The organism is Pauljensenia sp. 20925_1_27 (assembly GCF_041432835.1).
GTDB lineage: Bacteria > Actinomycetota > Actinomycetes > Actinomycetales > Actinomycetaceae > Pauljensenia.
In genome coordinates this window covers 139,798-163,753 of record NZ_JAPWAH010000003.1, presented here as the reverse complement: position 1 = coordinate 163,753, position 23,956 = coordinate 139,798, and the positions used below count along the sequence as shown (strand labels likewise).

Annotated in this window: 20 protein-coding genes and 1 riboswitch; all 20 genes read left to right on the top strand. The window is 64.0% G+C overall.

Annotated features, from left to right (window positions below):
• The first annotated feature begins 1 nt into the window (after position 1).
• The 20 genes from O3684_RS03470 (at position 2) to O3684_RS03375 (ending at position 23,945) form a co-directional block, all read left to right on the top strand.
• Positions 2-988, top strand: a complete 987-nt coding sequence (locus O3684_RS03470) for an aspartate carbamoyltransferase catalytic subunit (RefSeq protein WP_500065104.1) — start codon at positions 2-4, stop codon at positions 986-988.
• A complete protein-coding gene (locus tag O3684_RS03465; protein WP_500065103.1) occupies positions 981-2,300 on the top strand; it encodes a dihydroorotase in 1,320 nt (439 codons plus the stop codon). Before O3684_RS03470 ends, O3684_RS03465 begins: the two co-directional genes overlap by 8 nt.
• On the top strand, positions 2,297-3,484 hold the full coding sequence (carA, locus tag O3684_RS03460) for a glutamine-hydrolyzing carbamoyl-phosphate synthase small subunit (protein ID WP_500062275.1): 1,188 nt from the start codon (positions 2,297-2,299) through the stop codon (positions 3,482-3,484). Before O3684_RS03465 ends, carA begins: the two co-directional genes overlap by 4 nt.
• Positions 3,484-6,783 (top strand): carbamoyl-phosphate synthase large subunit, encoded by a 3,300-nt coding sequence (gene carB, locus O3684_RS03455; protein ID WP_500065102.1) that lies wholly within the window; start codon positions 3,484-3,486, stop codon positions 6,781-6,783. Before carA ends, carB begins: the two co-directional genes overlap by 1 nt.
• A complete protein-coding gene (gene pyrF, locus O3684_RS03450) occupies positions 6,780-7,646 on the top strand; it encodes an orotidine-5'-phosphate decarboxylase (protein WP_500065101.1) in 867 nt (288 codons plus the stop codon). The genes carB and pyrF overlap by 4 nt, the downstream gene beginning before the upstream one ends.
• A 101-nt stretch (positions 7,647-7,747) precedes the next feature.
• Entirely contained in the window at positions 7,748-8,059 is a 312-nt protein-coding gene (mihF, locus tag O3684_RS03445; RefSeq protein ID WP_500062278.1) for an integration host factor, actinobacterial type, read from the top strand.
• Positions 8,060-8,086: 27 nt separating this feature from the next.
• Positions 8,087-8,644 (top strand): guanylate kinase, encoded by a 558-nt coding sequence (gmk, locus tag O3684_RS03440; RefSeq protein ID WP_500065100.1) that lies wholly within the window; start codon positions 8,087-8,089, stop codon positions 8,642-8,644.
• A 36-nt stretch (positions 8,645-8,680) separates the two neighbouring features.
• Positions 8,681-8,947 carry a DNA-directed RNA polymerase subunit omega gene (gene rpoZ / locus O3684_RS03435; RefSeq protein ID WP_500062280.1) on the top strand — a complete coding sequence of 89 codons (267 nt, stop codon included), beginning with the start codon at positions 8,681-8,683 and terminating at the stop codon, positions 8,945-8,947.
• A gap of 1 nt (position 8,948) precedes the next feature.
• Positions 8,949-10,178 carry a bifunctional phosphopantothenoylcysteine decarboxylase/phosphopantothenate--cysteine ligase CoaBC gene (coaBC, locus tag O3684_RS03430; RefSeq protein ID WP_500065099.1) on the top strand — a complete coding sequence of 410 codons (1,230 nt, stop codon included), beginning with the start codon at positions 8,949-8,951 and terminating at the stop codon, positions 10,176-10,178.
• Positions 10,175-11,362 (top strand): methionine adenosyltransferase, encoded by a 1,188-nt coding sequence (metK, locus tag O3684_RS03425; protein ID WP_500065097.1) that lies wholly within the window; start codon positions 10,175-10,177, stop codon positions 11,360-11,362. The genes coaBC and metK overlap by 4 nt, the downstream gene beginning before the upstream one ends.
• Positions 11,359-11,994, top strand: coding sequence for a vitamin K epoxide reductase family protein (locus tag O3684_RS03420; protein ID WP_500065096.1), 636 nt, complete (start codon positions 11,359-11,361; stop codon positions 11,992-11,994). The genes metK and O3684_RS03420 overlap by 4 nt, the downstream gene beginning before the upstream one ends.
• A 42-nt stretch (positions 11,995-12,036) precedes the next feature.
• Complete coding sequence (locus O3684_RS03415) at positions 12,037-14,019, top strand: primosomal protein N' family DNA-binding protein (RefSeq protein WP_500065095.1); 1,983 nt, start codon at positions 12,037-12,039, stop codon at positions 14,017-14,019.
• Between the two features lie 34 nt (positions 14,020-14,053).
• Complete coding sequence (locus O3684_RS03410; protein ID WP_500065093.1) at positions 14,054-14,998, top strand: methionyl-tRNA formyltransferase; 945 nt, start codon at positions 14,054-14,056, stop codon at positions 14,996-14,998.
• A complete protein-coding gene (locus O3684_RS03405) occupies positions 14,995-16,467 on the top strand; it encodes a transcription antitermination factor NusB (protein ID WP_500065092.1) in 1,473 nt (490 codons plus the stop codon). Before O3684_RS03410 ends, O3684_RS03405 begins: the two co-directional genes overlap by 4 nt.
• A gap of 10 nt (positions 16,468-16,477) precedes the next feature.
• Positions 16,478-17,140 carry a ribulose-phosphate 3-epimerase gene (gene rpe / locus O3684_RS03400; RefSeq protein ID WP_500062287.1) on the top strand — a complete coding sequence of 221 codons (663 nt, stop codon included), beginning with the start codon at positions 16,478-16,480 and terminating at the stop codon, positions 17,138-17,140.
• A 109-nt stretch (positions 17,141-17,249) separates the two neighbouring features.
• Positions 17,250-17,379, top strand: a riboswitch (FMN riboswitch).
• 56 nt (positions 17,380-17,435) lie between these two features.
• Positions 17,436-18,209 (top strand): ABC transporter permease, encoded by a 774-nt coding sequence (locus O3684_RS03395; RefSeq protein WP_500065091.1) that lies wholly within the window; start codon positions 17,436-17,438, stop codon positions 18,207-18,209.
• A gap of 12 nt (positions 18,210-18,221) precedes the next feature.
• Positions 18,222-19,271: an ABC transporter substrate-binding protein gene (locus O3684_RS03390; RefSeq protein ID WP_500065089.1), complete on the top strand. Its 1,050-nt coding sequence runs from the start codon at positions 18,222-18,224 to the stop codon at positions 19,269-19,271.
• Between the two features lie 48 nt (positions 19,272-19,319).
• The gene (locus O3684_RS03385) at positions 19,320-20,252 is read left to right on the top strand and encodes a helix-turn-helix transcriptional regulator (RefSeq protein WP_500065088.1); all 933 of its coding nucleotides are present in this window, start codon (positions 19,320-19,322) and stop codon (positions 20,250-20,252) included.
• Positions 20,245-21,183, top strand: a complete 939-nt coding sequence (locus tag O3684_RS03380; RefSeq protein WP_500065087.1) for a helix-turn-helix transcriptional regulator — start codon at positions 20,245-20,247, stop codon at positions 21,181-21,183. Before O3684_RS03385 ends, O3684_RS03380 begins: the two co-directional genes overlap by 8 nt.
• Positions 21,180-23,945: a DEAD/DEAH box helicase gene (locus O3684_RS03375; RefSeq protein WP_500065086.1), complete on the top strand. Its 2,766-nt coding sequence runs from the start codon at positions 21,180-21,182 to the stop codon at positions 23,943-23,945. Before O3684_RS03380 ends, O3684_RS03375 begins: the two co-directional genes overlap by 4 nt.
• The last annotated feature ends 11 nt before the right edge of the window (positions 23,946-23,956 follow it).

Sequence of the window (23,956 nt, the reverse complement as noted above, 5' to 3'; positions counted from 1 at the left end):
GATGAGCTTGAATCATCTCATTTCGATCCGCGACCTGACGCGCGAGGAGGCGATTCTAATCCTCGATACGGCAGAGCAGATGGCCTCGACGCAACGTCACGGTGTGAAGAAACTCCCTACGCTTCAGGGCAAGACCGTCGTCAACCTGTTTTTCGAGGATTCCACCCGCACTCGCATCTCTTTCGAGACTGCAGCCAAGCGCCTGAGCGCTGACGTCATCAACTTCCAGTCGCGCGGATCGTCTGTGTCGAAGGGCGAATCGCTCAAGGACACCGCGCTGACGCTCGAGGCCATGGGCGCGGACGCAGTCATCGTGCGTCATTCGTCCTCGGGTGCGGCTCACCGTCTTGCGCACGCCGGCTGGATGAACCTCCCGGTCCTCAATGCCGGTGACGGCACCCACCAACACCCGACGCAGGCGCTTCTCGATGCCATGACGCTGCGGCGTCACTACGCTCCCTCGCTTGGCGAGGACGGTGCACCGATCCCGGGGTCGGGCCTCGACGGCGCGCACGTCGTCATCGTCGGCGATGTGCTCCACTCGCGCGTGGCGCGCTCGAACGTTGATCTGCTGACACTCCTCGGCGCACGCGTCACCCTCGTGGCCCCTCCGACGCTGCTGCCCATTGGCGTCGAGACGTGGAACTGCGAGACTTCCTACAACTTCGATGAAGCCCTAGCGAGCGGCCCCGATGCGGTGATGATGCTGCGCGTGCAGCGCGAGCGTATGTCGAGTGCAGGCGGCGGTTTCTTCCCCTCGCCTGGCGCCTACCACGCTGAATACGGTCTCACACCCGCCCGCTTTGCGACGCTGCGTCCTAACGCTGTCGTCATGCATCCGGGTCCCATGAACAGGGGTCTCGAAATCTGCGCTGAGGCAGCCGACTCAGACCAATCTGTCATCGTCGAACAGGTGTCCAACGGCGTCTGCATCCGCATGGCCGCCCTCTACCTGCTCCTCGCTTCGGAAGGACACAGCAATGACTGAACAGACCCGTGACATCCTCATCACCGGGGCTTCGCTCCTGGGCGGGGAGCCGACCGACATCGCGCTGTCGGGCGGCACGATCGTCGCCATCGGCGCAGATGCCCGCAACAGTGTGCGCGACCCCCGCGTCATCGACGCCGAGGGACTCATCGCCCTGCCGGGCCTCGTTGACATCCACACCCACCTGCGCCAGCCCGGCGGTGAAGACGCAGAGACCGTTTTCACCGGCACCCGCGCTGCTGCGGTCGGCGGCTACACGGCCGTTCACGCAATGGCGAACACCACGCCCACACAGGATACGGCCGCCATCGTCGATCAGGTACTGCGCCTGGGAGAGGAGGCCGACTGGGTGGAGGTACGCCCCGTTGGTGCGGTAACCAAGGGTCTGGAAGGAAAGCATCTGGCATCGATCGGCTCAATGGCCCGTTCGCGTTCCAAGGTGCGCGTTTTCTCCGACGATGGCAAGTGTGTATCCGATCCCGTCCTCATGCGTCGTGCGCTGGAGTACGTCAAGGGTTTTGGCGGCGTCATCGCCCAGCACAGTCAGGATCCTGCCCTCACCGAAGGCGCTCAGATGAATGAGTCGACGCTGTCGGGTGAGCTCGGTCTAGCAGGCTGGCCTGCCGTCGCCGAAGAAGCAATCATCGCGCGCGACATCCTGCTTGCCAAGCACGTGGGTTCACGCCTGCATGTGTGCCACCTGTCCACCGCGGGTTCGGTTGACCTCGTGCGTTGGGGCAAGGCCCAAGGCGTGGACATCACAGCTGAAGCAACGCCCCATCACCTGCTCCTCACCGAGCAGCTGGCGGCCACCTACGACCCGCTCTACAAGGTGAACCCACCGCTGCGCCGAGCTGAAGACGTGGAGGCGGTGCGCGAAGGCCTGGCCGACGGCACCATCGACTGCATCGGCACCGACCACGCACCCCATCCGCTCGAAATGAAGGACTGCGAGTGGCAGGCGGGTGCCTTTGGCATGACCGGCCTGGAAACGGCACTGCCGATCCTTATCGAGACGATGGTGAACACGGGACGCATGGACTGGACGGACATCGCTCGCGTCATGTCGACGGTTCCCGCGCGGATCGGCCGCGTTGAATCGCAGGGCCAGGGCCTCGTCGTCGGAGCACCCGCACACGTCACCCTCGTGGATGCGACCGTGCGCGTCACGGTCGATCCCGCCAAGCAGTGGACCCGCTCCACAAACTGCCCCTTCCGCGGTATGGAACTGCCCGGACAGGTGCGCTACACGATCTATGGCGGCGTCCCGACGGTCGTCGACGCCACCCCGATTGCCAAGGAGGACCGATGACCACGTCCGATATCGCCTTGCTCGTCCTGGAGGACGGCACCGTTTTCAAGGGACGTGCATGGGGCGCGTCCGGCCGCACGCTCGGCGAAATCGTTTTCTCCACCGGCATGACCGGCTACCAGGAGACGCTCACTGACCCCTCGTACCATCGCCAGATTGTCGTCATGACGGCTCCGCACATCGGCAACACCGGTGTGAATGACGAGGACCCCGAGTCCTCGCGCATCTGGGTCGCTGGCTTCGTCGTGCGCGACGCTGCCCGCCGCGCCTCGAACTGGCGAGCACGCCGCGAACTGGAAGACGAGCTCGTCTCTCAGGGGATCGTTGGCATCGCCGACGTCGACACGCGTGCGATCACACGCCACATCCGCGAGCGCGGTGCCATGCGCGCCGGCATCTTCTCGGGTGACGCGCTGCCCGTGGGTGCACAGTACCTGGGCGAGGAGGCCGTGGCCTCGCTCGTGCGCATCGTCGCTGAGTCGCCCGCGATGAGCGGGGCGGCACTGGCCGCCGAAGTGTCGACTGACGAGACCTACGTGGTCGAGCCGCTCGGTGACTTCGAAGGCAAGGAACCCATCGCGCGCGTGGTGGCCGTCGACCTCGGCATCAAGTCGCGCACGCCCTACCATCTGGCTGCGCGCGGCGTTCGCGTGTACGTCGTTCCTTCCACAGCGTCTTTCGCCGATATTGAGGCGCTGAAGCCGGACGGCGTCTTCTTCTCCAACGGCCCGGGTGACCCTTCGACGGCCGACCACGAGATCGGTGTGCTACGCGCTGTCCTAGACGCGGGTATCCCATATTTTGGTATCTGCTTCGGGCACCAGCTGTTCGGCCGCGCCCTCGGGTACGGCACCTACAAGCTCAACTACGGTCACCGCGGCATCAACCAGCCGGTGAAGGACGTGGCCACGGGCCGCGTCGAAATCACCGCCCATAACCACGGTTTCGCGGTGGACGCTCCGGTGGGCGAACCGTCCGTCGCGCCCTTCGATTCGGGTCGATACGGCCGCGTCGAGGTCTCTCACATCGGCCTCAACGACGGCGTCGTCGAGGGCCTTCGAGCCCTGGACATCCCCGCTTTCTCCGTCCAGTACCACCCCGAGGCAGCTGCCGGCCCGCACGACGGCGAACTGCTGTTCGATCGCTTCATTACCCTGATGACCGCCGCTAAGGAGACCCACTGATGCCCCGCAGGAACGATCTGTCGTCCGTTCTCGTCATCGGATCGGGCCCCATTGTCATCGGTCAGGCATGCGAGTTCGACTACTCGGGCACGCAGGCATGCCGCGTCCTGAAGGAGGAGGGCCTGCGCGTCATCCTCGTTAACTCCAACCCGGCCACCATCATGACCGACCCGGGGATCGCGGACGCGACGTACGTCGAGCCGATCACCCCGGAGGTTGTGGCCTCGATTATCGAGAAAGAGCGTCCCGACGCGCTCCTGCCCACGCTCGGTGGCCAGACGGCTCTCAACACGGCCGTCGCCCTGTCCGAGATGGGTGTTCTCGAGCGCTTCAACGTCGAGCTTATCGGCGCGTCGATCGATGCGATCCGCGCGGGCGAGGACCGCGAAGAGTTCAAGGAGATCGTCGAGCGTTCAGGCACCGAGGTCGCGCGTTCCTTCATCGCCCACACGATGGAAGAGTGCCACGCCGCGGCCGCTGAACTCGGTTACCCCCTCGTCGTGCGCCCCTCCTTCACCATGGGCGGCCTCGGCTCCGGTTTCGCTTACACCCCCGAGGACCTCGAGCGCATCGCAGGCCAGGGTCTTGCGGCGTCGATCACGACCGAGGTCCTGCTGGAAGAGTCGATCCTCGGCTGGAAGGAATACGAGCTTGAGCTCATGCGTGACAAGGCGGACAACGTCGTCGTCGTGTGCTCGATTGAAAACGTCGACCCGGTCGGCATACACACGGGTGACTCGATCACGGTCGCCCCGGCGCTGACCCTCACCGACCGCGAGATGCAGCGCCTGCGCGACATCGGCATCGCCGTCATCCGCGCCGTCGGCGTCGACACCGGCGGCTGTAATATCCAGTTCGCGATCCACCCTGAGACCGGCCGCATCATCGTCATCGAGATGAACCCCCGTGTCTCGCGTTCCTCTGCTCTGGCCTCGAAGGCAACAGGCTTCCCGATTGCGAAGATCGCCGCTCGTTTGGCCACCGGCTACACGCTCGATGAGATTCCGAACGACATCACGGGCTCGACCCCGGCCTCGTTCGAGCCGACGCTCGACTACGTGGTCGTCAAGGTCCCGCGTTTTACCTTCGAGAAGTTCCCCGCCGCTGACCCGACGCTGACCACGTCGATGAAGGCCGTGGGCGAGGCCATGGCAATCGGACGTTCCTACACCGAGGCCCTGCAGAAGGCCCTGCGCTCGATCGACAAGAGCGGCGTGCAGTTCCACTGGGATGGCGAAGCGCCCAGCCCCGAGGAGACCCGCGCACTCGTCGAGGCGGCGTCGGTTGGCACCGAGGGGCGTCTCGTCCAGGTTCAGCAAGCGATCCGAGGTGGTGCGACGCTGGAGGAGCTCTTTGAATCCACCAAGATCGATCCGTGGTTCCTCGACCAGATGTTCCTCCTCGATGAGGTCGCGACTCGCATCCGCGAGGCTGAGGCGCTCACCGGCGATGTTCTAGCGGAGGCCAAGCGCCACGGCTTCTCCGACCGCCAGATCGCAGCCATGCGCGGCCTATCGGAGGACACGGTGCGCGAAGTACGCGGCGCCTTCGGCATTCACCCGGTCTTTAAGACCGTCGATACCTGCGCTGCCGAATTCGCTGCTCGAACGCCCTACCACTACTCGACCTACGACCAGGAGAACGAAGTTCGTCCGCGTGAGCGCGAAGCCGTCATCATCCTGGGTGCAGGCCCCAACCGCATCGGTCAGGGCATCGAATTCGACTACTCGTGCGTGCACGCGGCCATGTCGCTGCGCGATCACTACGAGACCATCATGGTCAACTGCAACCCAGAGACGGTCTCGACCGACTATGACATCTCCGACCGCCTGTACTTCGAGCCGCTCACCCTCGAGGACGTGCTGGAAATTTACCGCGCCGAGTGCGAAGCGGGACCCGTCAAAGGCATGATCGTCCAGCTGGGCGGACAGACCCCGCTCTCGCTAGCTGCTGATCTCGAGCGCGCCGGCGTGCCGATCCTGGGCACGAGCCCGCGTGCCATTGACCTGGCCGAAGACCGCGAGGAGTTCGGCAAGGTTCTCGAAGCTGCTCACTGCCCGGCGCCCGCGCACGATACGGCGCACACGCCTGAGCAGGTCATCTCCGTCGCCGAAAAGGTCGGCTACCCAGTCCTCGTGCGTCCCTCCTTCGTGCTGGGCGGACGTGGCATGGCGATTATCAACGACGAGCCAGCGCTTCGCGACTACCTCGCAAGCCACGACTCCGAGCTGCTCTTCTCCCGCGGTCCGCTCCTCATTGACCGCTTCCTCGATGCGGCGATCGAGATCGACGTCGATGCCCTGTACGACGGTGAAGAACTCTTCATGGGCGCGATTATGGAGCACATTGAGGAAGCCGGTATTCACTCGGGTGACTCCTCCTGCGTCTTGCCTCCTATGACGCTGTCCGCACGCGAGCTCGAGCGCATCACGGCCTCGACGGAAGCGATCGCACGCGGCGTCGGCGTGCGCGGCCTCATTAACATCCAGTTCGCGCTGCTCTCCGACACCCTGTACGTCATCGAGGCAAACCCGCGCGCGTCGCGTACCGTCCCCTTCGCTTCAAAGGCAACCGGCGTTCAGCTGGCGAAGGCCGCAGCGCTCATCCAGGTCGGCGCGACGATCGCTTCGCTGCGCGAGCGGGGAATGTTGCCCGCCCACGATGCCCGCGAGATTCACGACGGTGGCTCGATCGCCGTCAAGGCTGCGGTCCTGCCTTTCAAGCGCTTCCGCACCGCAGGCGGCGAAATCGTCGATACCGTGCTCGGTCCCGAGATGCGCTCCACGGGTGAGGTCATGGGCATCGACCGCGATTTCCCGACGGCTTTCGCCAAGTCGCAGCTCGGCGCTTCAACCGATATGCCAACCTCCGGTACGGTCTTCATCTCGATCGCTGACACCGACAAGCGCGCAATCGTCCTGCCGGCGGCTCGCATGCACGAGATGGGCTTCACCATCCTGGCAACCTCGGGCACCGCGTCCGTTTTGCGCCGCAACGGCATCGAAGCTCAGGCAGTCCGCAAATCGTCTGAGGGCCGCGGCGACGGGGGAGAGCCGACCGTCGTCGACCTCATCAACGAGGGGGCGATCGACATGGTCGTCAATACACCTCAGCGCAGCGCTCCGCGTAACGACGGGTACCAGATCCGCGCGGCTGCCGCCTCGCAAGACCGACCCGCTGTCACAACACTCCAGGCATTCAATGCGATGGTGCAGGCCATCGAAGTTCGTATGCGCGGGGCATACTCCGTGCGTAGCTTGCAGGAATGGGACATTATCCGATCGGAGGAAACACGATGACCGCATCTGTTGTCAAGCCGGCGTCTTCCGTCGGCTTTGGAGACCGCCTCTACACCGCCATGCGCACGTATGGGCCGGTATGCGTCGGTATCGATCCTCATGCCAGCCTCCTCAAAGAATGGGGACTTGACGACGACGCGAATGGTGTGCGAGAGTTCTCCCTCCGTGTCATCGAGGCACTCGGTGGACGCGTGGCCGCTTTCAAGCCTCAGGCCGCTTTCTTCGAACGGCATGGCTCGCATGGTGTTGCCGTCCTCGAAGAGGTCATCGCCGCATGTCGCGAGGTCGGCACTCTCTGCATCGTGGATGCCAAGCGGGGTGACATCGGCTCGACGATGGATGGTTACGCACATGCGTTCCTCTCTGATTCGTCGCCGCTTGCGGGAGACGCCGTGACTCTGTCGCCTTATCTCGGCGTCGGATCACTGACTCCGGCACTCGAGCTTGCACGTCAGACCGGCAGGGGAGTGTTCGTCCTCGCCCTCACCTCGAACCCTGAGGGCGCGTCCGTCCAGCACGCCCGCACCGCAGATGGAATCAGCGTTGCTGGTCATGTCGTGTCCCAACTGGCGGACTTTAACAGTCAGTGTGAGCAACAACACCTTGGTCCTGCTGGCATCGTCGTAGGCGCTACCGTCGGCGACGCTGTCAAGCGATTGGGCATTGATCTTGCGGCTCTCAATGGCGCTTTTTTGGCACCAGGAGTAGGCGCACAAGGCGCCGGTCCAGCGCAGGTCAGGGAGGTTTTCGCCGGAGCGACGGATGCTGTCCTCGCTTCGTCTTCCCGTGCAATCCTGCGTTCCGGTCCGGCCATCACCGGCCTTCGAGACGCCTACCGTGCGACGGTTGATTCGCTGCAATAATCTGCTGTGTTACTAAAGAAGCAGCGTTTTGGTCTGGCACTAGTGGTCGGGAAGGTGACATAGTTTATTTACCGAAGATCCCAACGGAGGAGATGATCAGAATGGCACTACCTGATCTCACGCCAGAACAGAGGGCACAGGCTCTTGAGAAGGCAACGCAGGCACGGAGGCGTCGCGCCGAAGTGAAGAACGCGCTCAAGGCGCGCTCGATGAACCTGTCGGAGGTTTTGGAACTCGCTGATACAGACGAGGCCGTGGCGAAGATGAAGGTCGTTTCGCTACTGGAGTCGCTGCCGCGCGTCGGCACGAACACGGCCGCCGTGCTGATGGACGAGTACAAGATTGCCCAAAGCAGGCGCGTGCGTGGCCTCGGCCCCGTCCAGCGGAAGGCGCTCGTTGAGCGTTTCGGCTGACGCGGTAAAGCGTGGCACACTTGAGCCATGACTAAGGCTCAACTGACTGTCCTCGCTGGCCCTACGGCCGTTGGAAAGGGAACTGTTGTCGCTGCGCTCACAAAGCGCTACCCGGCACTGAAAGTGTCGGTCTCGGCAACAACTCGCGATCCTCGACCCGGTGAACTGAACGGCGTCCACTACTACTTTGTTTCCCCCCAAGAGTTCGATGCAATGATCGAACGGGGAGACATGTTGGAGTGGGCGCTTGTTCATGGGAAAAACAAGTATGGGACCCCCCGTGGTCCGGTCGATGAAGCTCTCAATGCCGGCAATCCTGTGCTCCTCGAGATCGATTTAGCCGGTGCACGCCAGGTGCGCGCCAACAGGCCCGACGCGCAGTTCATCTTCCTTGCACCTCCCTCGTGGGAGGAGCTTCAGCGCCGCCTCATCGGCCGCGGTACCGAAGGCCCCGAAGAGCAGGCTCGACGCCTTGCCACTGCCCGTGTCGAGCTTGAGGCGGCTTCGGAGTTTGATCACGTTGTGATCAACGACGATGTGGAGCGCGCGGTGGATGAGCTGGCTCGGCTCATTGGCCTGGAGTAATATCTATCTGAATCCGCCACTGAGAGGAAAACACGCATGTCCGGAATCGTTGCCCAGCCCGTGGGCATCACCTCCCCACCTATTGACGATCTGCTGAAGCACGTCGATTCCAAGTACGCGCTGGTGATCTTCGCTGCGAAGCGTGCGCGCCAGATTAACTCTTACAATCTGCAGCTTCAGCAGAACATGATCCAGTTCGTGGGGCCGGTCGTTGACGTACAGCCGGATGAGAAGCCTCTGGCGGTTTCCCTGCGTGAAATCAACGAAGGCCTCCTGTCTCTCGAAGCTAACCCCGAGGCCTGAAGTGGCAACCATCGTCGTCGCAGTGACCGGCGGCGTTGCAGCCTTCAAAGCACCCATCGTGGTCCGCGAGTGTCAACGCGCGGGCCACGACGTGTATATTGCTGCCACGCGCGCGTCGTTGGAGTTTATCGGCCGTTCGACCTGGGAGGGCATCACGTCGCGCCCTGTCGCCGTGGATATCGCGGGGGAGGGGCGTGCCGAGCACGTGGAGCTCGCCCGAATTGCCGACCTCATTATTGTCGTACCTGCGACTGCGAACTCCTTGGCGCATCTTGCGGCCGGTTTCGCGAACGACATGGTGTCGCTGACGGTTCTTGCCTCGAACGCCCCTGTCGTCGTTGCCCCGGCGATGCATTCCAACATGTGGCTGGCTCCCGCCACTCAAGCCAATGTCCGCACACTACGTGAGCGCGGAGTGCACATCATTGATCCGACGTCCGGCGCACTCGGTTCGGGTGACAATGGGATCGGTCGTCTGCCGGATCCAGAGGAAATCGCGCGAAAGGCACTTGAAGTATTTTCTCACCATGAGCGGGCTTCCCACGTGCTCGCCGACCGCACGGTCGTCGTCACGGCCGGCGGTACTCACGAGCCGATCGATCCGGTCCGTTTTTTGGGTAATCAGTCGTCTGGTCGGCAGGGGCTGGCAATCGCATCGGCGGCAGCACGAGCTGGAGCGGCGGTCAGGGTCATCGCGGCCAATATTGAATCGGCTCTCCTAGCAGGGCTCCCTTCAACCGTACAGGTCACCCGCGTGGGCAGTGCCCTTCAGATGCGAGAAGCCACGGTCAGCCAGGTCATAGACGCCGATGCTCTCGTCATGGCGGCCGCCGTCGCTGACTTCCGTCCCGAGGCCGTGTCACAGTCAAAGATGAAGAAAGACCCCACAAACGAGGAGGCACCTACCATTCGTCTCGTGCGCAACCCCGATATCCTCGCTGAGATCGGGCACAGTGAGAAGCGCCCGCCCCTCGTTGTTGGCTTCGCTGCTGAAACCGGCACAGAGGAGGAGATCCTCGCGTACGGTGCCGATAAGGCGGTGCGTAAGGGAGCAGATTTCATCTGCCTGAACCGGGTGGGCAGCGGCGTCGGGTTCGGCGACGTTGCCAACGACGTCCGCGTCCTCGATGCCAATGGTCACATCGTCGGCCGTTACGTCGGCTCGAAGGATGAAGTAGCGGCAGGTCTCGTCGGCCATATGGCCTCATTCCTTGATAATCTAAAGCGGTGAGTCAACAGCTTTTTTCTTCTGAGTCCGTTACCGAAGGCCACCCCGACAAGGTCTGTGACCGCATTTCCGATGCGATCCTTGACGCGCTGCTCGCCGCCGATCCTCGCTCGCGTGTCGCCGTCGAGACGATGGCGGCAACCGGCCTCATTCACGTCGCCGGTGAGGTGACCACCGAGGCGTACGTTGAGATCCCGGAGATCGTGCGCCGCGAGATCCTCTCGATCGGATACGACTCGTCGCGCGTTGGCTTTGATGGCGCGTCCTGTGGCGTCTCCGTGTCGCTTGATGGCCAGAGCCCCGACATCGCCGGCGGCGTCGACGAGGCCCTTGAGGTGCGCGGCACCCAGGGCGGCGATCCACGCGACCGCCTCGGCGCTGGCGACCAGGGCATCATGTTCGGCTATGCCTCCTCCGACACCCCCGATCTCATGCCTGCCCCCATCTGGCTCGCTCACCGCCTCGCAAAGCGCCTGGCTGACGTGCGCAAGCAGGGCATTGTTGAGGGGCTGCGTCCCGACGGTAAGACTCAGGTGACTCTTGGCTACGAGAACGGCCGCCCGGTGGGCATCGATACGATTGTCGTGTCCGCTCAGCACGACGAGGCTCTGTCTCAGTGCGCGATCAGCGACGCCGTGCGCGACTACGTCATCACGCCCGTCATTGAGGAGTCCGGCCTCGCTCTGGCGACGGGTTCGATGAAGACTCTCATTAACCCCTCAGGACGCTTCGTCCTGGGTGGTCCCGCCGCTGACGCTGGCCTCACCGGTCGCAAGATTATCGTCGATACCTACGGTGGCATGGCCCGCCACGGAGGCGGCGCATTCTCCGGAAAAGATCCTTCGAAGGTTGACCGTTCCGCGACGTATGCTGCCCGTTGGGTCGCCAAGAACGTCGTGGCCGCGGGTATCGCCCAGCGTTGCGAGATTCAGCTTGCATACGCGATCGGCCGCGCTCGCCCGATTGGCCTGTACGTCGACACCTTCGGGACAGCGTCGGTGCCCGAGGAACGCATTGCTGACGCGATCCGCGAGGTCTTCGACCTGCGCCCACTCGGCATGATCGAGGACCTTGATCTGCTGCGTCCGATCTACCGTGAGACCGCCGCCTACGGTCACTTCGGTCGCGAACAGTTCCCGTGGGAGGCCACCAACCGCGTTGACCAGCTCAAGGCTGCTCTCGCATGAGTCAAGTGCCCGAAGCCGAGGACTACCTGCCCTCGTACGAGACCGAGGCCGCGCGTCGCGCCTGGCGTCGTCGCACGAGCCTGGAGATGATCATCTCCGGTTGCATTGGCCTCGTCACGTCTTTCGTTCTATCGATTGAGGCGTGGCAGCTCGCTGCCGATTCGTCCACGCGCTTCGGTTGCGACATTTCGTCTGTGCTCTCGTGTTCGACGGTTGCTCAGACCTGGCAGGCTCGCATCCTCGGCTTCCCTAACGCCTTCCTCGGTATCTTTTTCGAGGCCGTTGTCCTAGCCATCTCGGTGGCTGTTTTCTCCGGCGTGAAGTTTCCGCGTTGGTACATGCTGGGGACGAACCTGCTCTACACGATCGCATTGTTCTTCGCGTTCTGGCTCTTCGGGCAGTCGTATTTCATCATTCAGGTGCTGTGCCCGTGGTGTCTGCTCATCACGCTGACGACGACACTCGTGTTCGGCGGCATCACCCGTATCAACATTCGTGACGGCGTCATCCCAACGCCCGAGGGTCTGCGTCGTATCGTCGCCCAGGGACTTGACTGGGCGCTGTGGGGTCTCATCGTGTTCGGTGTCCTCGCCATGGTGGTCGCGAAGTACGGTCTGAAGCTCCTGGGCTGAGTACGGGACGCAGATGAGCACGGGCCGTGATCCACTGGAATCATGACTTCCCAACAGGGCATGCTTGAAGGCTTCGATCCGCCGCGCTCTCGCAGCGCGGAGATCGCCCGCGTGCTCGTTGATGTCGACCTGCCGCACATTGATCGGCCTCTCGACTACGTTGTTCCAGAGAAGCTGATCGACCAGGCCACGGTTGGGAATCTGGTTCGCGTGCGTTTTTCGGGCGCGCGCGTCGATGGATGGATCATTGAGCGCACGCGCCGTGATGTACTTGACGATGCCGCTCATATTGAGTCGGTCTCCTCGTCGATTCCGGTGTTGACTCCCGCGCTCTATGAGACTGCTCGGCGCATTGCCGGGCGTTTTCTTGCGACAACATCGCAAGTCCTTTCTCTCGCTATTCCTCCCCGGCACGCACGGGGTGAAACGCGCGTGTTGGAGCAGGCACCCCTGCCGTGGCCGCGTCTGGAGGCTCCGTCAGCATCGGCGGGGTGGGGAGCATACTCGGCTGGTGAGGCACTGCTGAGCAGACTCTCGTCCGGCGAATCCCCTCGCGCGGTCGTGACCGCTCTGCGCCCCCTCATGCGCTGCTGTCTGTCAGATGCCGTTGCGGCGACAGTTGCATCAGGTCGCAGCGTCATCGTCGTTACGCCCACCGGCGAGGAAGCGACGCGATATGCGCGCTCTCTCGAGGAGGATCTCGGCGTCCCCGTCGCGGTGACGGGCGGTGAGGTGGCGCCCGAAGAGCGGTACCGTATCCACGCAGCCGCAACACTTGGTCGTGTTCCGATCGTTGTCGGTACGCGCTCTGCAGTGTGGGTCCCATGCGCGTCGCTCGGCCTTATCATCATCTGCGACGACGGGGATGATCGACACCGTGAGCGGCGTTTCCCACGGTGTGACAGTCTTGATGTCGCTGTTCAGCGATGCGCCGTGGAGGGCGCGGGACTTCTCGTCGCCTCGTACGCGCGTTCCGTCAAGGCTCAGGCTCTCGTTCGTTCCGGCTGGGCGGCGAGCCTCGAGCCGTTCCCGGGTGCGTTGCGCGACGCAACGCCGCGCGTCCATCTGCACGGGGTTACGGAGGCGCAGCGCGAGGGGGCCAGCGGCCATATGCGCATCCCTCAGGCGGCTCTGCGTATGATCCGCCAGGGCCTACGCGAAGGTGTTGTTCTTATTCAGGTCGGCGCATCTGGCTATTGGCCGACGGTCGTGTGCCGCCGCTGCGGCGAGCGCGCACGCTGCCGCCATTGCTCCGGCCCGCTCGCGCTGGGCAGCGGGGGAGAGATGACGTGTTCGTGGTGTGCGCGCGCCTCCGTCTCGTGGCGTTGCCCCCACTGTTCGGGTACTGACCTACGGGCAGCCCGCGTCGGTTCCACGCGCACAGCGGAGGAGATCGCTCGCAACCTTCCGGATGCATCCGTGCTCGAATCCTCAGCTGCACATCGGATCAACCGCCAGCTGCCGGCGCGCCCGACGGTCGTTGTGGCCACGCCGGGTGCTGAGCCGGACGTTGATGGAGGATACGCCGGAGCCATCATCCTTGATGCCCATGCCCTCGCCGGTCGTGCCGAGCTGTGGGCACCGGAGGAAGCCGCCAGGCGCTGGCTCAACGCACTGTCGCTCGTCCGCCCAGGTCACCCCGGCCTCGTCGTGGGGACGATTCCAGACGCGTTGGGTCAGGCGCTTGTGCGCTGGGCTCCCACTGACTACGCCGATCGGCTCCTCGATGAGCGTGAGGCACTTGGCTTCTTCCCGGCCACGACGATGGTCGCCCTGGACGGTCCTTCGGCTCAGGTACGCCAAGTTGCCGAGCAGGTCATTCGTGAGGGCGGCGCGGAGCTGGTGGGTACGGTCGTGCGTCCGGCGACTCGCGAAGGCGAGGAGAACGAGGTGCGCACACTGGTGCGAACCCCGTTGGCGGGCGCTGCCGCAATGCTGGCGGTGCTTGCCGATATTCGGCGTTCGCGCAGCGCGCGCAAGGTACCACTCGTCAAAATGAGCGTGAACCCACCCGAGCTCTTCTGAGTCAGCGCCTGCCCAGTGCCGTAAACTGACGGCCGTGCGCATTATTTTTGCTGGTACCCCCGAAGCCGCAGTCCCCACGCTGAAGGCACTGTTATCGTCATCCCACGAGGTTGCTCTCGTCATGACGCGTCCACCTGCTCGACGCGGTCGCGGCAAGACCATGTACCCCTCCCCGGTCGCGGACGTCGCTGCCCAGGCCGGTGTGGAGCTCCTGGAAACCACAACTCTCAAGAGTCCCGAGATTGCGCAGCGTATTGAGGACGTGCATGCGGACCTTGGCGTCGTCGTAGCCTACGGAGGTTTGGTTCCGCCGAACGTGCTCGCGATGCCTACGCATGGGTGGGTGAACCTGCATTTCTCGGATTTGCCCAGGTGGCGCGGCGCTGCCCCGGTCCAGTGGGCTATTCGTGCAGGCGACGCGACGACCGCGTCCTGCGTGTTCAATCTCGAGGAAGGTCTGGATACGGGCGATGTCTATTCGCGCGTCGAGGTCCCGATCCGCCATGAGAGTGCTGGTGAGCTGCTCGCGTCGATGGCCGAGGCTGGGGCACCCCAGGTGCTCAGTGTCGTCGATGCGCTCGCTGACGGCAGCGCGACAGCTATCGCGCAGTCGTCGGAGGGCGTGACGCATGCGCGGCGTCTCGAACATGTTGACGGTTACGTGTCGTTCACGCACGATGCAGCCCACGAAGACCGCATTATCCGTTCCGTGACGCCCAATCCCGGTGCCTACACGCTCTTGCCGGGTGGCGTGCGTATGAAGCTCGACAAGGCAACACCCGTGGACCGGGACGATCTCGAACTCGGCCAGCTTGAGGTCACGAAGAAGCAGGTGACCGTCGGATGCGCGCACGGCGCTCTCGTGCTCGGTCAGGTCGCACCGGCCGGCAAGTCGTGGATGGACGCGGCCGCCTGGGCCAGGGGAGCGCGGCCTTCCGACGCCCTGCGCTTCGGTGGAGAGCTGGAGGGGGCGCGATGAGCGAGAGGCGCTACGCGGACGGCTACCGCAAGCTGCGTCAGGCCGACGAGCCCCGCCGCATTGCCTACGAGGTTCTACACGAGGTCTCGACGCAGGGGGCGTTCGCGAACATTATTTTGCCGAAGGCACTGCGCCAGGCCCGGCGGGACGGACATTTTTCTGACCGTGACGCTGCCTTCACGTCAGAGCTCGTCCACGGCACACTGCGCGCGATTGGGCGCCTCGATTGGGTGATTGCACGTCACATCGATCGGCCTCTTGCTGATCTCGATCCCCGCGCCCTCGTCCTCCTGCGTATGGGGGCCCACCAGCTTCTCGATATGCGCGTGCCCGACCACGCGGCCGTGTCGGCAACGGTGGATGTCGCGCGCGAACATCTCACGGACGGTCCTGTCCGTTTCGTGAATGCTGTCCTGCGCTCGATCACCCGCGAGGATCCTGGCGAGCGCGAGGCGGCCATGGATGCCATTGCCAACGAGGACGAGGCTCTCGGCGTGCGCTACTCACACCCGGCGTGGATGGTCGCTGCTTTCCGCGACGCCCTCAAGGCCCACGGTTATCCCGAGGATGAACTTGTCGATGTGCTGGCGGCTGATAACGAGGTTCCCACGGTCACGTTGGTGGCCCGCCCGTCGCTGATGAGCGTTGACGAGCTCGCCGACGAGGCCGAGGATATCCTCGACACCCGCGTTGCCCTGGGCGCCGTGTCTCCGCACGCGGTCCTCCTCGAATCCGGCGACCCCGCGCGTCTGCCCTCGATTCGTGATGGACGCGCTGGCGCCCAGGATGAAGGCTCGCAGCTCGCGACGCTGATCGCTGCATCCGCACCGCTGGAGGGCGGGTCTGACGAACGTTGGCTCGACCTGTGCGCGGGCCCCGGCGGTAAGGCCGCACTCCTGGCCGGCCTCGCCGCAGGCGTCGGAGCACGCCTGACCGCCAATGAGGTGCACCCGCACCGCGCCCGCCTCGTCGAGCGCACCACGCGTCAGTTCGACTCGATCGAGGTCGTGAGCGGTGACGGCCGTACTTTCGGTGGGGGACGCAGCGCTTGGCCACTGGCGTCCTTCGACCGTGTCATCGTCGACGCTCCCTGCTCGGGCATGGGGTCCATGCGCCGTCGCCCCGAGTCCCGATGGAATCGCACCCCCGCAGACGTCGAGGAACTCACCGTCCTTCAGCGCGAGCTACTTGATCGTGCGCTCGCTCTGACGCGCCCCGGAGGCGTTCTCACCTATATCACGTGTTCACCGCATGCGGCGGAGACGCGTGATCAGGTCGCGCGTCTGCTGGAAAGCGGTGAGGTTGAGCTGCTTGACACCGTCGCACTCGCCAACGACTGCGCACCCGAGGCTCTGGACGTCCCCGCGTCTGCGGGCATCATCAAGGGCTACGACGGTCGTACGCTGCAGCTGTGGGACCACCGTTTCGGTACGGATCTTATGTTTGTGGCCTGCCTGCGCAGGCGCTAGCATATGCGTTATGAACGCCACAATTAGCCCGTCGATCCTCAACTGCGACATCGCTGACCTGCGCGGTGAGCTCACCAAGATCGCAGGAGCGGATATCGCTCACGTTGACGTCATGGATAACCATTTCGTCCCGAACCTGTCATGGGGTCTGCCCGTCGCGGAAGCCGTCGTGAAGTCCGGCATCCTCCCGGTTGACGCGCACCTGATGATCGAGGATCCGGATCGCTGGGCGCCGCAGTACGCCGAGGTCGGCTGCGAGTCCGTCACCTTCCACGCTGAGGCAGCTGCGGCACCACTGCGCCTCGCACGCGAGCTGCACCGCATCGGCGCGCGAGCCGGCCTCGCGCTCAAGCCCGCGACTGATATCGCGCCGTTCGTGGACATCCTCAACGAGTTCGACATGATTCTCATCATGACGGTTGAGCCCGGTTTCGGCGGGCAGTCCTTCATCGAACAGATGATTCCGAAGATTGAGCGAACGCGCGCCGCGATCAACGCTGCTGGGCTGCAGGTTTCAATCCAGGTTGACGGCGGTATTTCCCGCGCGACTATCGAGCGTGCGGCCGAGGCCGGGGCAGACAACTTCGTCGCGGGTTCCGCGGTGTTCCGAGCCCAAGACGCTCATCGTGAGGTCGAGGCGCTGCGCGAACTCGCCAACGCTCACACGCACTGACTGAGAAGACGTTGGGCGGCCGGATGGGATGAGGTCCCATCCGGCCGCCTCTTTTCTTCTCTAGCGGATACGCCTCGCGCGGTGCGCCCGGCGGTGGCACAATGGCACACGAGTACTCCGGGGTCGGTGAAAGTCCGAACCGGCGGTGATAGTCCGCGACCCGCCCTCACAGAACGAGGGCGGTTGAGCTGGTGAAATTCCGGCACCGACGGTGAAAGTCCGGATGGGAGGAGTGCATGAGGCGCCTCCGTGCGTCTACTGTGCTGCGCGTACCCCCGGTGTCGGAAAGTAAGTCGTGGCAATTCGGAACAAGCCCCGCGGTGCGCTCACCGTCGCGGCACCGATCATCTTTCTTGCCCTTGTGCTGGCAGGATGGTGGCTGACGACGACGCTGACCGGCATCGAAGCCTGGCGCCTGCCCGATCCGCTTGCTGTTGCCCGCAAAGGGGTAGCGCTTCTTCAGCGCCCCGCCACCTGGCGTCAGATCGCGGTGACGGGAGGAGAGGCGATTGCAGGGTGTGCGCTCGGAACGGTCGTTGCGCTGCCGTTAGCGTATGCGATCTACCGCTCGCGGCTGCTGGCTGCTGCGGTGGAACCCTTCCTTGGAGCAACCCAGGCGTTGCCCGCCATCGCCATCGCCCCCATTCTCGTGCTGTGGGTCGGGTACGGCATCACGCCGGTCATCGTGCTGTGCGCACTGATGGTATTTTTTCCGATCCTAGTTTCCAGCGTCGTCGGCTTGCGTCATATCGATCACGAGCTGCTGGAAGCTGCCGCGCTCGACGGCGCGACGGGCTGGACGATGGCCGTACACATGGAGCTACCTCTTGCCGCTCCCGCCATTCTGGGCGGCCTGCGTAACGGGTTTGCTCTGTCTGTGACGGGCGCGGTCGTGGGGGAGATGGTCATGGGAGGGTCCGGGCTCGGTCAGGTACTCACTCAAATGAGAAGCAACGTGGACACCGCCGGCATGTTCGTCATCATCGCGATCCTGTGCGTCATGGCAACAATTTTGTACGTCATCGTGTACCGGATCGAGCGGTCGAAGCGCTACGCCATCACGCAGTGAAGGAGACATCCCTTGAAGCTTTCCACTATCGTCCGCGCGACCGTTATCGGTGCCAGCGCCTCGCTGGCACTGGGCGCTTGTACTGCCGGTCCCGGCGCAACGCAGTCAGGCGCGTCCGAGCGAGGCAGCTCGAACGTCACGATCGGCCTGACCTACATTCCTAACGTGCAGTTTGCCCCGGTATATGTCGCTGATTCCCAGGGCCTCTACAACGACGCCGGTGTCACCGCAACGGTCCGTCATCATGGTTCGGATGAGGGTCTGTTCACGGCGCTCCTCGCCGGTCAAGAGGACGTCGTCATTGCATCCGGTGACGAGGCCGCCGTGGCGGCCTCACAGGGCCTGGATCTCGTGTCGATCGGCCAGTATTACGCAACCTACCCGGGAACCGTCATCGTGCCAGCCTCGTCGTCGATCACGAGCCTGGCTGACCTGGCCGGAAAGAACATCGGTATCCCCGGTGAGTACGGTTCGAGCTACTACGCGACTCTCGCCGCCATCAAGGCCGGTGGCCTGCAGACATCCGACGTGACGATTTCGTCGATCGGTTACACGCAGCAAGCAGCCCTCGCTGCCGGACAGGTGGACGCGGTTGTCGGCTTCACCAACAACGACGCGGTGCAGATGCGCCTTGCGGGTATTGACATTCGCGAGATTCCTTTGGACGGCGCTTCGACGCCTCTGGTTGCGGCGTCGATCATTACGACGCGTCAGTGGGCACAGGCCCACCCCGATGCGGCGCGTGCGGTCGTGTCCGCAACCACCCACGCGATGAATGCGATCGCCGCCGATCCCCAGATCGCGATTGACGCGACCGCGAAGTGGGACACGACGCTGAGTGATGAGGCGACGCTGGCCGCAGCGAATGCGGTGCTCGCCGCGACTGTTCCGCTGTGGCTCGGAGATGACGCGCACGCTGACGGGGTGCAGGATCTCGCCACGTGGTCCTCGATGGTGTCGTTCCTGAACTCCATCGGGGTCCTCGAAGGAGACGTCGATCCAAGCGCCATCGTGAGCAACGAGTACGCGAGTACCGCCGATACCGCGTCTTCTCAGTCCTGACGGTGCGCCGCATGCTCGGGACGCGCACGCTTCGCGTAGGGTAGGCGGGTGAGTACCGCCGTCAACGCTAACGTGCGCGTCCTTGAGCTTTTTGTGGAGCTCCTGGGCGCGCGTCCCGGGCGCACCAAGGCGCAGCTGCGGGAGCTTCCGGGCTATCAGGGGCTTGCAGATGATGCCTTTGAGACCCAGTTCCAGCGCGATAAGGATGCGCTGCGTGACGCGGGCGCTCACATGACGATTCGTTCGGGGGAGCGCTACAGCATTTCCTGGGATTCTTTCGCTCCCGGTATTGGGGTGACGAGCGCCGATCGTGCCCTGATGTCGCTGGCCGCGCGCGCGTGGGATAGCAGCGAGTTTTTCGCCGATGCGATCGACGCAAAAGCCGCTGCTGCGTCCCGTGATGATGTCTCCGCTCCCACGATTCGTCTTGGGCTCACCGGCCTCGGAGCTGCAACCGCCTTGTCTCAGGCCATTCGTGAACGCCGAGTGGTGTGTTTCGAATACCCGGGATCCGGGCAGTTGACGGAGCGTTCCGTGGAGCCGTGGGCTCTGTCGGTTCAGGGCCGTGCTCTGTACCTGTGGGGCTGGGACCTCGACCGCAGTGCCGAGCGAACGTTCCGTATCTCGCGCATACGCTCACAGGTATCTTTCATCGGGGAGCCGGGGGACGCATCGGTTCCTCCCGAGGGACCCACTCCTCCTCGGGTCTCCTCCTTTGTCTCTCCCGTCGTCGATGTACGCGCAGGATCTCCCGCACGAATGATTCTTCACGGCTACGAGGCCGGGGGAGTCCCCGAGGAGGGCGGCGTGCCTCGGCGAGGCTGGGAACGCGTCGGCCTTGAAGACGCTGAGCTAGGAACATGGATCGGTCGTCTTCTCCCGCTGGCCGCCGACGTGGTGGTCGTGTCTCCGCACGCTCTGCGCGACGCCATATTGACGCGCCTGCAGGCAGCCGCCACGTGGGGGGAAGACGATGCCTGAGAACGTTCAGCTAGCAGTTGTCCGTCTTGCGTCGATGGTGACGTGGATGAGTGAGCATCCTGGCTCAACCGTCGACGATATTGCCGCTCACTTCCACCGCACGCGTCGGCAGGTGCGCCGCGACGTTGAATATCTCGCGTCCGTCGGAGACTCACTACCCGGTGCCTCGTTTGAGGTCGATTGGGAGCTCTACGAGCGAGAACAACGCGTCACGCTGCGCTCGACACTCGGCGCATCCGCGCCACTGCGACTGTCCGCACTCGAGGCGCAGGCGCTTCTCATCGGTTTGTCTGCGATAACGCCTTTGTTGGGCAGCGATCTTGCCGCCCACGTCCCTCATGCTGCCCTCGTTGTCTGTGCTCTGGGAGGCTTGAAGGAAGCGGACGGGGAGCAGTACGTGGAAGCGATTGCTTCCCCGGCCTCGTCGAGCGCGAGCCTGGAGGCCCTGCGTGATGCGCTCATGCGCGAAGAACGCGTCTCTTTCACCTACGTGTCTGCCTCGGGTATCCAGACGCGCCGCGTTGTCGACCCGTGGTCGCTCGAGGCGACCGCAACCGGCTGGCTCCTGCGCGGCTGGTGTACGCGTGCGGGGCAGGCTCGCAGTTTCGCGGTCGCGTCAATCAGTGACGTGCGCGGCGAAGGCCGGCGCGTTGAGGAGCCCCGCCGCGTGCGCCAGGACGCACCGACCTGGACGCTCGAGGTTGATCGCGATGCTCGATGGATCGCCGACGAATACGACGGTCACATCGCCGCTGAGCTCGCCGATGGGGGAGCGCGGGTTATCCTGCCCGTCTGGAATGAACAGTGGGGCCTGAGTCTCCTGATTGACATTGCCCCGCACCTGCGTACTGTTTCGCCGGACATGCGCCGGGCTGCCGCGCGCCATGCGCGCACTATCTTGGCGAAGTGGAACCGAGAGGATGCATCGTGAGCCCAAAACGACGTCGACATCGCACCCGTGAGACGCATGCTCACACTCATGAGGAGGAGGTCGGCCTGGGGGTGGGCAACGCCGCACAGCGCTACGCCGCCTACAAAGCGGAAGCACAGACGGCCGCCTCGCTGCGTGCACGTTGGGTCTCAACGCTCAGCTTCACCCCTGATCCATTCCAGATTCAAGCACTCGATGCCGTCGAGGCCGGCAGTTCCGTCCTCGTCGCTGCACCCACCGGTGCGGGCAAGACGATCGTTGGGCAGTTCGGCGCATACGTCGCTCTCGAGCAGGGAATGCGCGCGTTCTACACGACTCCCATCAAGGCACTTTCCAACCAGAAATACCTGGAGTTGTGCGACCTGTTCGGAGCGGACAACGTCGGTCTCGCAACCGGTGACACGTCGGTCAATCCCGGCGCACCCGTCGTCGTTATGACGACCGAAGTGCTGCGCAACATGATCTATGCGGGCACACCCCTTGACGACCTGGGCGTGGTTATTCTTGACGAGGTGCACTACCTGGCGGATAAGATGCGCGGCCCGGTGTGGGAGGAAGTGATCATTCACCTACCGGCGCACGTCGCGATCATTGCTCTGTCCGCGACGGTGTCGAATGCCGAGGAGTTCGGCGCGTGGATCCGCGAGGTACGGTCCTCGTGCGAGATCGTCGTCTCCGAAAAGCGTCCCGTGCCGCTCTACCAGCACATGATCGTCGGCGAAGACATCTTCGACCTCTACGCCCCGACGGGGAGAGGAAAGCTCAACCCCGAGCTGGTCGCTGCAACGCGCGATTCAGGAATGCGAGGAGGCCGGGGTTCACGCTCGTGGAATCGCGAGGTTCACGTTCGCCGTGAGTCGCGTCCTTCGACGCTCATTTCTCTCGATCGCGCCGGGCTGCTGCCCGCAATTACGTTCATTTTCTCGCGCGCCGACTGCGAGGATGCGGTTCGCCAGATCCTGTCCACGCGTATCACCTTGACAACGCGTTCGGAGGCCGCCGAGATCGAGAGCTTCGTCGATGAGGTCATTGCGTTACTACCGCCCGAGGACGCGATCGTTCTCGGCACCGCGGCCTGGAAACGCGGCCTCATGCGCGGCATTGCCGCCCACCACGCGGGAATGCTGCCCCTCATGAAGGAGACCGTCGAACATTTGTTTTCGCGCGGCCTGGTCAAAATGGTGTACGCAACCGAGACGCTTGCTCTGGGCATCAATATGCCGGCGCGTACAGTCGTCATCGAATCTCTGACGAAGTGGAACGGTTCAGCGCACGTGTCCCTCTCGGCTGGTGAATATACCCAGCTCTCGGGACGAGCAGGGCGCCGCGGTATCGACACCGAAGGGCACGCGGTCGTCTCGCACCGTGGGGGAGTGGCGCCCGAGGAGGTCGCTGCTCTCGCTTCGAAGCGCACCTATCCTCTGATTTCCGCTTTCACACCGACGTACAACATGGTTGTCAACCTGCTCGCACGCTCGACGCGCGCCCAGACGCGCAAGGTTTTAGAGTCGTCATTCGCGCAGTACCAGGCGGACTCTGCCGTCGTCGCGCTGGCATCGCGGCTGAACGAGCTCGAGGTGCAGCGGGAGGCAACGATGGAAGACCTGTCGTGTTCTCACGGTGATGTGCGCGAGTATCTGACTCTGCGCGACCAGCTCGGTCAGGCGGAGAAGTCGGGGGCTCGGGCGCGCAAGCACGAAGCACGCGAGAAGTCTCGACGTGTGCTGTCCGAGGTGCGCACCGGAGACGTTCTCGCCCTCGTGCGAGGCCGCAAGTCGCGCCTGTGCGTCGTTGGAGCAAAGGCCACTAGTGCCTCGGGCAGGGTCGAGGTATCGATCATTGGCGAGGATGCAACGTGGCGCGCCCTTGCTCCCGAAGACGTACGTGGTGCGATCGCTGTGGTCGGTCACATGTCCATCCCGGGAGGCTCTGCGCTGCGCCGCACGAAGGAGCGGACGCGTATCGCCGGTGAGCTGCGTTCCGGTGCCGCTCAGGGTATCTATGAGGTCCCCTCCGAGCATTCGGATGCCTCCGACCCGGTATCCGCGCTACGCGTTGCGATGCGCCAGCACCCGGTCCACCGCTGCCCCCACCGTGAGGAGCATGCGCGTGCAGGTGCCCAGTGGGCTCGCCTGGGACGTGAGATCGACCGTCTTCGCTCTTCAATTGACTCCCAGACGGGATCCGTTGCCGCCCAGTTCGACCGCGTCTGCACGGTCCTCGAGCGCCTCGGTTTCCTGGTCGGTGACGAGGTCACCGATGCCGGTCAGCGTTTGCGGCGAATCTTCGGCGAGCGCGACCTGGTGGTGGCCATGTCGATGAATGAGGGCACCTGGAACGAGCTTGACGAAGCGGAACTGGCGTCCATGGTGTCCGCGCTTGTCTACGATTCTCGCTGTGACGACGATGCCCAGCAGCTCGCTCCCTCGGGGGTAGGTATTCGCCTTCAGGAGGCCTGGCACGAAAGCCTGGCGATCCTCCAGCGCGTGCATCGCGTCGAGAAGGCATGCGGATGTGAGCCCACCCCGAACCTGGATGCGGGCCTCATGGCAGCGACGCTCGCCTGGGCACACGGGTCAACGCTAGCGACAGCTATCGATGCGACGCCGATCCAAGCGGGTGACTTTGTCCGCTGGATGCGCCAGGTCATGGATTGCCTCGGCCAGATTGCCTCGGCTGCGTCAAGCAGTGAGTTGACGCGCAAAGCCGAGGCCGCGAAGGACCGCATCGGTCGCGGTATCGTGGCTTGGTCGACCATTTAGAATGCTGGAGG

Coding starts and splice junctions, on each gene's coding strand:
- O3684_RS03420 (WP_500065096.1), top strand. CDS start 11,359: ATGAGTCAAGTGCCCGAAGCCGAGGACTACCTGCCCTCGTACGAGACC.
- O3684_RS03470 (WP_500065104.1), top strand. CDS start 2: ATGAGCTTGAATCATCTCATTTCGATCCGCGACCTGACGCGCGAGGAG.
- gmk (WP_500065100.1), top strand. CDS start 8,087: ATGACTAAGGCTCAACTGACTGTCCTCGCTGGCCCTACGGCCGTTGGA.
- carB (WP_500065102.1), top strand. CDS start 3,484: ATGCCCCGCAGGAACGATCTGTCGTCCGTTCTCGTCATCGGATCGGGC.
- rpoZ (WP_500062280.1), top strand. CDS start 8,681: ATGTCCGGAATCGTTGCCCAGCCCGTGGGCATCACCTCCCCACCTATT.
- O3684_RS03465 (WP_500065103.1), top strand. CDS start 981: ATGACTGAACAGACCCGTGACATCCTCATCACCGGGGCTTCGCTCCTG.
- rpe (WP_500062287.1), top strand. CDS start 16,478: ATGAACGCCACAATTAGCCCGTCGATCCTCAACTGCGACATCGCTGAC.
- mihF (WP_500062278.1), top strand. CDS start 7,748: ATGGCACTACCTGATCTCACGCCAGAACAGAGGGCACAGGCTCTTGAG.
- O3684_RS03380 (WP_500065087.1), top strand. CDS start 20,245: ATGCCTGAGAACGTTCAGCTAGCAGTTGTCCGTCTTGCGTCGATGGTG.
- carA (WP_500062275.1), top strand. CDS start 2,297: ATGACCACGTCCGATATCGCCTTGCTCGTCCTGGAGGACGGCACCGTT.
- O3684_RS03405 (WP_500065092.1), top strand. CDS start 14,995: ATGAGCGAGAGGCGCTACGCGGACGGCTACCGCAAGCTGCGTCAGGCC.
- O3684_RS03415 (WP_500065095.1), top strand. CDS start 12,037: ATGACTTCCCAACAGGGCATGCTTGAAGGCTTCGATCCGCCGCGCTCT.
- pyrF (WP_500065101.1), top strand. CDS start 6,780: ATGACCGCATCTGTTGTCAAGCCGGCGTCTTCCGTCGGCTTTGGAGAC.